Source organism: Campylobacter sp. 107 (genome assembly GCF_002383835.1).
Taxonomy (GTDB): Bacteria; Campylobacterota; Campylobacteria; order Campylobacterales; family Campylobacteraceae; genus Campylobacter_D; species Campylobacter_D jejuni.
Map to the genome: position 1 here is coordinate 50,254 of NZ_NXBA01000080.1, position 11,041 is coordinate 61,294.

12 protein-coding genes are annotated in these 11,041 nt (G+C 30.1%); 3 read left to right on the forward strand and 9 right to left on the reverse strand.

Annotation, left to right across the window (positions count from 1 at the left end; genetic code table 11):
* Both BGS40_RS07865 and ilvA read left to right on the forward strand, forming a co-directional pair.
* On the forward strand, nucleotides 1–414 hold the full coding sequence (locus BGS40_RS07865; protein ID WP_002858783.1) for a CoA-binding protein: 414 nt from the start codon (nucleotides 1–3) through the stop codon (nucleotides 412–414).
* Nucleotides 414–1,625 carry a threonine ammonia-lyase gene (gene ilvA / locus BGS40_RS07870; protein WP_087691933.1) on the forward strand — a complete coding sequence of 404 codons (1,212 nt, stop codon included), beginning with the start codon at nucleotides 414–416 and terminating at the stop codon, nucleotides 1,623–1,625. Before BGS40_RS07865 ends, ilvA begins: the two co-directional genes overlap by 1 nt.
* Here ilvA and truA read toward each other — a convergent pair.
* The 7 genes from truA to glmU are packed head-to-tail and all read right to left on the reverse strand — an operon-like array spanning nucleotide 1,622 to nucleotide 7,868.
* Entirely contained in the window at nucleotides 1,622–2,347 is a 726-nt protein-coding gene (gene truA / locus BGS40_RS07875) for a tRNA pseudouridine(38-40) synthase TruA (protein WP_096738591.1), read from the reverse strand. The genes ilvA and truA overlap by 4 nt on opposite strands.
* Nucleotides 2,344–3,369, reverse strand: a complete 1,026-nt coding sequence (locus BGS40_RS07880) for an LptF/LptG family permease (protein ID WP_002856798.1) — start codon at nucleotides 3,367–3,369, stop codon at nucleotides 2,344–2,346. Before BGS40_RS07880 ends, truA begins: the two co-directional genes overlap by 4 nt.
* Nucleotides 3,369–4,145, reverse strand: coding sequence for a prepilin peptidase (locus BGS40_RS07885; RefSeq protein ID WP_087691934.1), 777 nt, complete (start codon nucleotides 4,143–4,145; stop codon nucleotides 3,369–3,371). Before BGS40_RS07885 ends, BGS40_RS07880 begins: the two co-directional genes overlap by 1 nt.
* Nucleotides 4,142–4,810: a polyprenyl diphosphate synthase gene (gene uppS, locus BGS40_RS07890; protein ID WP_052781861.1), complete on the reverse strand. Its 669-nt coding sequence runs from the start codon at nucleotides 4,808–4,810 to the stop codon at nucleotides 4,142–4,144. Before uppS ends, BGS40_RS07885 begins: the two co-directional genes overlap by 4 nt.
* A gap of 3 nt (nucleotides 4,811–4,813) precedes the next feature.
* The gene (locus BGS40_RS07895) at nucleotides 4,814–5,431 is read right to left on the reverse strand and encodes a hypothetical protein (RefSeq protein WP_052781862.1); all 618 of its coding nucleotides are present in this window, start codon (nucleotides 5,429–5,431) and stop codon (nucleotides 4,814–4,816) included.
* Entirely contained in the window at nucleotides 5,428–6,582 is a 1,155-nt protein-coding gene (gene coaBC / locus BGS40_RS07900; protein WP_052781863.1) for a bifunctional phosphopantothenoylcysteine decarboxylase/phosphopantothenate--cysteine ligase CoaBC, read from the reverse strand. Before coaBC ends, BGS40_RS07895 begins: the two co-directional genes overlap by 4 nt.
* Complete coding sequence (gene glmU / locus BGS40_RS07905; protein ID WP_096738592.1) at nucleotides 6,579–7,868, reverse strand: bifunctional UDP-N-acetylglucosamine diphosphorylase/glucosamine-1-phosphate N-acetyltransferase GlmU; 1,290 nt, start codon at nucleotides 7,866–7,868, stop codon at nucleotides 6,579–6,581. Before glmU ends, coaBC begins: the two co-directional genes overlap by 4 nt.
* A gap of 142 nt (nucleotides 7,869–8,010) precedes the next feature.
* Between glmU and fliP the strand changes: the two genes are divergently transcribed.
* Nucleotides 8,011–8,745, forward strand: a complete 735-nt coding sequence (gene fliP, locus BGS40_RS07910) for a flagellar type III secretion system pore protein FliP (RefSeq protein WP_096738593.1) — start codon at nucleotides 8,011–8,013, stop codon at nucleotides 8,743–8,745.
* 15 nt (nucleotides 8,746–8,760) lie between these two features.
* On the opposite strand, the gene BGS40_RS07915 is transcribed toward fliP, so the two are convergent.
* Both BGS40_RS07915 and BGS40_RS07920 read right to left on the reverse strand, forming a co-directional pair.
* Nucleotides 8,761–9,531, reverse strand: coding sequence for a transporter substrate-binding domain-containing protein (locus BGS40_RS07915; protein ID WP_052795033.1), 771 nt, complete (start codon nucleotides 9,529–9,531; stop codon nucleotides 8,761–8,763).
* 95 nt (nucleotides 9,532–9,626) lie between these two features.
* Nucleotides 9,627–10,958: a Cj0814 family flagellar-dependent secreted protein gene (locus BGS40_RS07920; RefSeq protein ID WP_096738594.1), complete on the reverse strand. Its 1,332-nt coding sequence runs from the start codon at nucleotides 10,956–10,958 to the stop codon at nucleotides 9,627–9,629.
* Between the last annotated feature and the right edge of the window lie 83 nt (nucleotides 10,959–11,041).

An 11,041-nucleotide genomic window follows, 5' to 3' on the forward strand; every position in this document is an offset into this window, starting at 1 on the left:
ATGAACGAAAAAGAAACTATCTCTTATATTATAAATACAAGTAAAAATATTGTCATATTTGCTTTAAGTCCAGATAAGACAAAAGCTTCTTATAGGGTAGCAGAATTTTTACAAAGAAAAAATTATAAAATTTTTCCTATTTATCCTAAAGAAGAGTTTATTTTAAATGAAAAAGTTTATAGAAATTTAGATCAAATAGAAGAAAAAATCGATACACTTATACTTTTTAGAAAAGGTGAAGTGGCGCTAGAAATTCTTCCTAAGCTTGTTGAAAAAAATATTAAAAACCTATGGCTTCAACTTGATATTAGTAATGAAACAGCCAAAGAAGAATGTAAAAAATTAGATATAAATTTTATACAAAATCGTTGCATTATGCTAGAATATCCGCATTTTAAAACAAAGGAAAAATAGTGTTAGAGCTTAATAAAATTTACAAAGCAAAACAACAAATTTCAGGGTTTGTAAACAAAACTCCTTTCATATACTCTTCTTTTTTAAGTGATATTTGTCAAAGTGAGATTTATCTTAAAAATGAAAATTTACAAATTACAGGTGCTTATAAAATTCGTGGAGCTTACAATAAAATAGCCAATCTTAGCACTGAACAAAAACAACATGGAGTCATTGCAGCAAGTGCGGGAAACCATGCTCAAGGCGTGGCCATTAGTGCAAAAAAATTTGGCATTAAAGCAGTTATCGTAATGCCAGAATCCACTCCACTCTTAAAAGTTTCTGCTACAAAAGCCTTAGGAGCAGAGGTGATGCTCAGAGGGGATAATTTTGATGAAGCCTATGCTTTTGCAACCTCTTATGCTAAAGAAAATAATCTTAGCTTTATCCATCCTTTTGAAGATGAATTTGTAATGGCAGGACAAGGAACTTTAATGCTTGAAATGCTTGATGAAATAAGCGATCTTGATATGATTATTGCACCTGTTGGAGGCGGAGGGCTTATAAGCGGTATCTCAAGTACAGCTAAACAAATCAATCCTAACATTAAAATCATTGGAGTTGGAGCCAAAGGAGCTCCTGCAATGTATGAAAGTTTTCATGCTAAAAAAATCAAAAATGCGAAAAGCGTACGCACTATAGCCGATGGTATTGCTGTGCGTGATGCAAATCCTATAAATTTTAACATTATCTTAGAATGTGTAGATGATTTTATCCAAGTTGATGATGAAGAAATAGCTAATGCGGTATTGTTTTTACTCGAAAAACATAAAATCATAGTCGAAGGTGCGGGAGCTGCGAGTGTAGCCGCCCTGCTTCATCAAAAAATAAATACACAAAATCATAAAAAAATTGGCGTAGTTTTAAGCGGAGGCAATATCGATGCACAAATGCTAAATATCATCATAGAAAAAGGTTTATTTAAATCTTACAGAAAAATGCAAATTCATGTTACTTTAGTAGATAAACCTGGGGCATTATTACACCTTACAGACAGCTTAAAAATAGCCAATGCAAATATAGTAAAAATCGACTATGATAGATTTTCTACCAAGCTTGATTATGGCGATGCGATGATTTCAATTACCCTAGAAACCAAAGGTAAAGAACATCAAGAAGAAATAAGAAAAATTTTAACCCAAAAGGCTTTTAATTTCTATGAAAGTTTTTAATAACATATACGGCTTAAATAAAGCCCATTTGGCGGTGCTAAAAAGTGATTGTATTGCTTTTTAGCCTCAATCTGTTCTTTGAGTTCTTTTTCACTCATTTTTCCTTCTAAAACTTTTAAAACGCTTGCTACGCTTAATCTAACTTGCCCTCTTAAAAAACCATTAGCTTTAAAATGAAAAATGCTAAAATCTTTATAAGCATAAGCTCTAGCAATAAAAATTTCTCTTAAAGTCGTTTTATTATCCCCTCCACTTTTGCAAAAAAACTTTAAATCCTTTTTTCCTACAAAAAAACCCAAAAGTTCATTAGCTTTACCTAGGTCAAATTTAGGATAAAAATGTACATAAGAAGCCATAAAAGGACTATAAGAAGCGTGAGAAAATATATAGCGGTATTCTCTACTTTTTACATCAAATCTTACTTCAAAATCATCTTTTACTTTTTCAATTTTTTTAATATGGATAAAAGGATGAGAAAATTTATTAAGTTGTTTTTGAAGATATTCTAAATTAGTAAAATAATCTCCACACTCCACACTAGCTACAGCATAGCTTGCATGTACTCCTTTATCTGTACGAGAAGCCATCAAAAGAGGTGAAAAAATACCCAAATGCGATAAGGCCCCACTTAAAGCATCTTGAACACCTTTTTTATGAGGCTGAGTAGCAGAACCTAAAAAAGCAGAGCCATCATAAGAAAATATAATTTTTATTTTCATCAATATCGACTCAAAATCATTTTCTTAAAACAATAAGCCGAAACAAATAAACTTAAAGAAAAAATTCCAAGACAAGCCAAAATTGGAGGTTGAGAAAAAGAACTTAAAAGTCCAAAATATATAGCAATCACTCCAAACATACCTAAATACACATAGCCTTTTTCATAACGATAAGTAACCAAACCAAAACAAAGCGCAAAAAGCGTACTAGCAAGTGGAAACAAGGCTATAGTTGTATAAATCACAAATTCTCTTGCTCTTTGTGGATTTTCGTTTAAATCATTCCAGTATTCATAAAATTTCTTTGTTTGAAGATTGTCTGTATTAAACTGAGTATTTACTACTAAAGTGTCAAATTCTCCACTAAAAATACTTTGACCTTGCTCAAAATTATACATTTTGCCTTGATTTAAGCTAAAAGCAAAGCTATCATCTTTTCTTTGCACATGCGCTTCTTTGGCTATGATAAGTTGTTCTTTATCATCTGCTTTATGTTTAGGGCGATACATAATTATGTTTTCATACTTATCACTATCTTGTTTTTCTATAAAAATCATCCAGTCTAAAAATTTTTGTCCAAATTCTCCTGTTTTATAGTTAAATTTCACTTGAGTGCTTTTATAGTTTACAAAGTTATCCTGAAGTTCAAATACTATAGGTATCATTACCAAAGCCACAACAAGCATAAAAGCACTAATCAAGCTTGCAATTTTAAGGAAAAATTTTGCCAAAATCATTGGTGAAAATCCCAAAGTAAAAAGCACTATGCTTTCATTTTCCTTAGAAAGCCTAAACAAAGCCAAAGTTAAAGAAATAAAAAAAGATATAGGCAAGGTAAAAATTAAAATTCTAGGCAACATAAACCCATAAAGCTTTAAAAGATCCAAAAAACTAATCTCTATACTTGAAGTAAGTTTTGCAAGTTGAATAAAAAACACCATAGATACAATAGCAAAAAGTACGAAAAATATAGACAAATTCGTACTTAAAAATTGATTTAAAACATATCTTAAACTAAGCTTCATTAGAATAATCCTAAGTTTTTATAAAATAAAACTGCCACAAAAGCGATATTTAAAAAGGGTATCATAGCAAGTTCTTGCTCTTTTATTGCTTTAATTCTAAAAAAAATAAAAAAAGGCAAAGTCAAAATAGAAGCTATAAATAATACTAAAAATCCATACTCAAAACCTAAAATTCCACCTATACAAGACATAATAATAATATCAGCATCACCCAAATTTTCTAAAATTTCATCTTTTTTTTGGAAATTCATTAGAAAAAAAACCAAACTTTTTAATAAAAAAACAAATCCTCCAAAACTAAAAGCATTTAGTAAAAAACCTCCACTAAACTCTTTAAAAATCAAAAAATGTAAAATTTCACTTTCCCTAAAGGCGTAAAAAAAAGCAAATAAAAAAGCACTCCAAAGTAAAATTTGTGGTACGGCTTTGAGTTTAATATCAATTAAAGAAAGTAAGAAAAGATTAAATAAAAATAGAGATAAAAATAAAAAATCATAAAAATTTTGACTTAAAGAATAAACCAAAATAAGCAAAATTGCGCCTAAAATTTCATTGATTAACAAAGAAATAGGCAAATGACATTTACAAGTTTGACATTTTGCCTTTAAAAAAATATAAGAAAAAATAGGAATAAGTTCATAGTATTTTAATTTTGTATCACAAGAAAAACAAAAAGAGCGCGAGATAAAAAAGGGCTTTTTTTCAATTATCCTACTTGCCAAACTTGTGCAAAAAGAACCCAAACAAGCCCCTAGAATTATTATGAAAAATATCATTTTCCAAAAGTTCTTTCTCTATTTCTAAATTCTTTAATAATCCTTTTAAATTCTCTCTTGGTAAGAGATGGAAATAAAGTTTCACTAAAATAAATTTCAGCATATGAACACTGCCAAAGTAAGAAATTTGAAAGTCTTTTAGCGTTTCCAACGCGAAGCATCAAATCCACATCTAAAGGTAAATCTAAATTTTGCGTTAAATTTTCTTCATTTAGCTCAAGTTTTTTTTCAATCACACGCTTAGCAGCTCTTATAATCTCATCTCTTGCACCATAACTTATAGCCAAATTAACACAAAGTGCGTCACAATGCTTTGTTTTTTCTTCAACTAAGGTAATTTTTTCTCTTACTTTATCTTCCAAACGCGATAAATCACCTATAGCTCTTAAACGCACATTATTTTTTTCAAATTTTTCTAAAGCTTCATCTAAACAACGATCTAAAAGTTCAAAAATAAAATCAATTTCATCTTTAGGACGCTTCCAATTTTCCGTACTAAAAGCAAAAAGGCTTAAATTTGAAATATTTTCTTCTATGCAAACTTCCATCAATTTTTGCATAGTTTTGACTCCTTGGGAATATCCAAGTTTTGCCAAAAAACCCTTAGCCCTAGCCCAGCGCCTATTGCCATCCATAACAACAGCAAGGTGTTTTAATTCATTCATTTTTCATCCTTTAAAATCAAAAAGCCTTTTGAAAACAAACAAAGGTTCAATCTTGTTTTCTTGCAATACATTAAAATCTAAATGTTCGTTTAAAAATTTTTGCACCTTGGCAAAAGGTGTAAAAACACTAATGCCTTGCGAGTCTATTAAAATTTTTAAAGCTCCAAAAACACTAAAATATAAGTAAATTTCTAAATATTTTGCTCTTTTACGCATTTGAAACAAGCAAGATTTATTTTCAAAGTTAAAAGGAATATGATAAATATTTTCAAAACTTGCAAAAAGCATTTCTTTTAATATCTGATAACGCTCTATATCTTTACAATCTAAAAGATTTTGTATAATGAATTTTTTATAAGAAATTTTATCCTCTAAAATAGCGATTATCAAAGCCAATCCCTCTTCAAAAGGTTTAAAATTAGGACGCTTTGAAAGATGTTTAAATTGTATAACTCCACCATTTTGCATATAAAGTTCAGCTAAATATTCAGCACCAATTTCAAGCTCTATCATGCTTTTGGTTTGAATCTTTTTGTGATTTAACAAAAGCGTATAATGCCCATAGCCTGATTTAGCCAAAACTTTCATTTGTATAGGCAAGGTAGAATTAATCATACTCATAATTTTTCACACCATTTTACTAATTCAAATGCCAATTTTTCTTTGCTTTGCAAAGTGCTTTTATTTTCATTGTTTAAAGTGATAAAATAAAGCTCATTTTGATCACTTCCAAAATAATTTTTTTGATCAATGATATTAAGACAAACCATATCAAGTTGCTTATCTTTTAAAGATTTTTTCGCATTTTCTAAGGCATTTTGAGAATCAAATTCCATCTTAAAACCTATCTTTTTGCCTTGAAATTTGCAAGTTTTAAGCAAATCTTCGTTTAAAGATAAATATAAATTTAAACCCTGCAAATGCTCATTTTTTTTAATTTTCCCTTTTATACCTTGAGGGATAAAATCACTCACTGCAGCTGTCATAATCAAAAAGTCATGGCTTAAATTTTTATCCAAAAGCTCCTTTAAATCCTTAGAACTTTCAAATTTGCAAAGCTCATAAGGCGTATCAAATTCCACAGAGCTTAAAAGTTTTACCCTAGCTCCTAAAAAATAAAAAGCATCGGCTATGGCTTTTGCCATTTTTCCACTTGAAAAATTACTCACACAACGCACATCATCGATCTTTTCTTTTGTGCCGCCACCTGTGATAACTACACTTCTATCACACCAAAACTTTTCTTTTAAAAGTTCTCTTTTGGTGATATTAAAAATATCCTTAACTTCAGCTAAGGCTCCTACGCCTTCATCTTTGCAAGCTAAAACTTTACAAATAGGCTCTATAATCAAAGCTTTATTTTCTTTAAGCATCTTTAAAGAATTTTGCGTGCTAAAATAATGAAACATATTTGTATTTGCCGCAGGAGCTATGATAAGAGGTTTATTTGCTGCGATTAAGGTTTGGATAAAAAGATTATCCGCTATACCAAAAGCAAGTTTATTGATAGAATTAACACTTGCAGGAGCAAACAAAACAAGGTCTACATCCTTGCTAAAAGCTATGTGATTGTTTGAATTTTGCCAACTTTCATTTTCCTCACATAAAACTTCATCAACCAAGGCTTCAAAACTCATTTTGCTAGCAAATTTTAACAAACCATTAGAAAGCAAAACTTTTACCCTAAAGCCTTCTTTTTTAAACAAAGAAATAAGCTCATAAGATTTATAAAAAGCTATACTACCGCTAATGGCTAAAAGTATGGTTTTCATTTTTGAAATTTCTTATAATAATAATCTTTTATCATTTTATGCCCTGCTCTATTGATAAACAAAGCACCCTTTTCTACATTGACACTTACTGTGCTTCCTGCTGCTATGATCACTTCATCTTCGATTTTTACAGGTGCGATAAATTGCGTATCAGAACCTACAAAAACATTTTTTCCTATGATGGTTTTATGCTTTTTTACCCCATCATAATTACAAGTGATAGTCCCACAGCCTATATTGGTTCCACTATCTATCTCACAATCTCCTAAATAACTCAAATGCCCTGCTTTTACGGTATTTAACTTCGCATTTTTGCATTCTACAAAATTTCCTATATGAGTGTTTTTTAACTCACAATTTGGACGCAAATGTGCCAAAGGCCCTACATCGCTATTTTCTACGATGGAATTTTCTATCACGCTTGAACTTTTAATAATGGAGTTTATAATCTTACTTTTGCCCTCTATCCTTACATTTTCATATATTTCGCATTCACCTGCAAATTCAACATCTGCACCTATAAAAGTGCTTTGCGGTAAATGAAAAATCACACCCTGTTGCATCCAGTATTTTTTAATTTTTTCTTGCATAAAATTTTCAGCTATACTGAGTTCAAATTTATCATTAATCCCCATAAATTCATCTTCATCTACAAAAACCGCTTTAATCATCACATCTTTTTCTTTTGCTAGTTTTACAATGTCGGTTAAATAATACTCTTTTGCCGCATTATTGTTATCAATCAAAGGTAAAAGCTCTTTTAAAAGCCTCGAGTCAATCACATAAACCCCAGCATTGCAAGTATTTATCTCTTTTTCTTGTGTATTTGCATCTTTAAATTCAACAATTTTTTCAACGCTATCGTTTTTTATCACCACTCTGCCATAACTTTTAGGATCTCTTGCTTTAAAAACTGCTAGATTTAATTTTGCATTATTACCCAACAAAGCTTCCAAACTTGTTTGCTCAACCAAAGGCATATCGCCACAAAGAATCAACACTCTTTCATTTTTAGGCTCAAACCCCCTTAAAGCTCCCGCAGTTCCTGGATAATTTTGCAAGTCTTGCTCTAAAATTTGTGTTTTTGGAAAGTGTTCTAAAATTTCTTTTTCAACGCGTTCTTTTTGATGCGATAAAACTACACTTACATCATCACTTAAAGCAAAAGCCTTTTTTAAAATGTGTAAAATCATACTTTTTTGACAAAGCTCTTGCAAAACCTTTGGCTTTTGTGATTTCATTCTAGTGCCTAATCCTGCTGCTAAAATCAAAATAGAAGTTTTCATTTTTTACCTTTGTTATTAAGAAGTCTAAAAGACTATTTTAGCAGTTTAAAGTTAAAATCCTAATACCCTTAAACTAGTTTTTAGTCATCAAAAGATAAAATTTAAATTTCTTTAGTAAAAAACAAAAAAAGGTTTTTAAATTTTGAAAAAAATATTATTATTTTTACTTTTAAGCATGAGCTTATTTGCTGCTGAAGCAACTATTCCTACAGTAAATTTAAGCTTAAGTGCACCCAATACACCTAATCAGCTTGTTACTACTTTAAATATAGTGATTGTTTTAACCATACTTGCGCTCGCTCCAAGTATAGTTTTTGTTATGACTTCTTTCTTGCGTCTTATTGTGGTATTTTCATTTTTGCGACAAGCTATGGGGACGCAAAGTATGCCACCTAATACCATTTTAGTAACCTTGGCTTTAATTTTAACTTTTTTTATCATGGAACCTGTAGCTACAAAATCCTATAATGAAGGTATAAAACCTTATTTAGCAGAAAAAATAGGCTATGAAGAGGCTTTTATAAAAGGAGCAAAGCCTTTTAAAGATTTTATGCTTAAAAATACTCGCGAAAAAGATTTAGCCCTTTTTTATCGCATACGCAATCTACCTAATCCCAAAACCATAAATGATGTTCCCCTTACGGTTTTAGTTCCTGCTTTTATGATTTCAGAGCTTAAAACCGCTTTTGAAATAGGGTTTTTAATCTACCTGCCCTTTTTAGTCATAGATATGGTTGTAAGCTCAGTTTTAATGGCTATGGGTATGATGATGCTACCTCCTACTATGATCTCTTTACCTTTTAAACTCTTAATTTTTGTATTAGTGGATGGATGGAATTTGCTAGTGCAAAGGCTTGTGGAAAGCTTTGTAACCTAAGAAGGAAAATCCTTCTTAGAAAAAGAATTCTAAATTATTCTTTTTAAAAGTATCTTTAACATCTTTAAGATATTTCTCTCCTAAAGAATCAAAAAGCCCATCTTTTTTGCTTTCTGCAATAAATTCATCAAGCTCTTTTTTAAGTTCTGCATTGCCTTTTTGTACTGCTACACCCCAAAACTCAGGATTTTCTTGAAAAGGTGCCAAAATGGCTCTAGTTGCATCTTGATGTTTTTGCCAAGTACGATAAATCGTAAGTTGATCATAAAAAAACCCGTCAGCCTTACCTTGAATCACTTCCAAAATAGCAGCGTTTTCTTTATCAAATAAATTAATAGTTGCATTTTTTAAATTTTTAACCGCATATAAATGCCCTGTAGAACCACGCTTTAAGGCTAAAACTTTGCCCTTTTTATCTAAATCTTTGATATTTGTAATATCAGAGTTCAAAGGAGTTAAAATAGCCAAATTTGCCTTAGCATAAGGAATGCTAAAATCCACCACTTTCTTTCTCTCATCGGTAATTGTCATAGAGGACATAATAAGATCTATCTTGGCTGTTTTTAAAGCAGGTATTAAACCATCCCAAGCGATATTTTTTACTACAAGTTTATAGCCGTTTTTCTTTGCAAAAGCTTCTAAAAAATCCACGCTAATTCCACTTGCTTTGCCTGTTTTATCGCTCATTTCAAAAGGCGGATATCCAAGCTCCATTCCTACAACCAAATCTTTTGCACTCAAATTTAAAGCAAAAAAAGAGATAAAAATCAAAATAATTTTTTTCATAATTTCCTTTCAAATTTTTTTGTAAAAAAAATTATACTAATTTTATCTTATTTTGTTATTAGCAATTTATTTCAAACTTAAAAAATTAATACTTCCTAAACCCTAGTTTGTCCTATAAGATTATTTAATCTATCCATTATAGAATTAACATAAGAATCTATACTTTGGTTACTTGCTTTCCAGCCATTAGCTTTTGCTTGATTAAACTGATTATCAAACCAAGCTCCACCATAACCTATGCTTGTATTTTGCCAAGCAACTCCTTTTTCCATTGCATATATATCTGCATCAAGCCAGCCATCTTGTGCATAGCCTTTTAATAAACTTGCAAAATCAACTTTACCTGTCATAATGTCATCGAAATCTACATTAGAGTATTTTGGAATACTTTGTTTGGCAACATTAAGATTATAATTCATTGCTTGCGGTGCAATAGTTGTATTTTTTCCTGCAACCATATAACCACCTTCTGATTTTAAAAAGCTCATAAACAAAGCTTCTTTAGAATAACTTCCATCTTCATTTTGTGGATAAACTGACATATCAGGATTAAATCCACCTTCCATTAAAGCTCCTTGTGATAAACTTTGAGTTGATATATTTAATTTTTGCGGATAAAAATCAATACCCATCATTCCCATTTGTATTGCTTGAGCTTCATGAAATTCATCATCTGTTTTAAAAACATTAGTTACTTTTGTGTTAGAATGATTAACTAGTCCTAATGCATTATAAGGGTTGGATTGATCTGAAAAATCTAAACCTTTATAGCCAACAGAAATATAACCCTTGGGCATAGAATTTATATCTGCTTCAGTGAAACTTGTTTTATTGGTATCATTAAAAGTATGATTAACAATTTGATTAAATTGATTATAGTATTGTTTTATGGTATCAGCCATATCGATATTGGTAAAATAGCGAGAAATTCCTAGCTGTTCTTTTATATCTTGATATTGTGCTTCATTAAAGTTATATATCTCATCCAAAGTAGATTTATGTATCTTAAAATCTTCAGGAAGTCCTGCAGCTTTGTTAAAATCACTTCCCATATAGCCATCTTTATCTACACTATAACCATAGGCTGTATTAGTAGAAGTATTACTTATATCTACTTGTTTATATTTTAGAGTATAAATAGAGTTTTTAAATTCACTAGATATATCATAATTAGGAGAACTTGTTTTACTACTTATACTAAAATTAGTATTATTGCTAGTATTTGTTGTATTAGTAGAATTTAATACTTCACTTCTTGCTAGAGTTTGTGAATTTGCACTTTGAATTTCATTTAATTTACTAGCATTTTGTTTTAAAAAAGCATTAGCAAAACTTATTTTAGAATTTTCTTTACTTTCTTTATTAGCTTTTGCTTGTGAAAGTATAGAACCATAGTTTGAGTTATCATTGATACTAAAGATACTCATATTAATTCCTTAATTTAGATTTTTCTGCCTTCAACCTAAATATATTAAAATAATATAAGCAAAATCTGTTCCGTTTTGGGGTG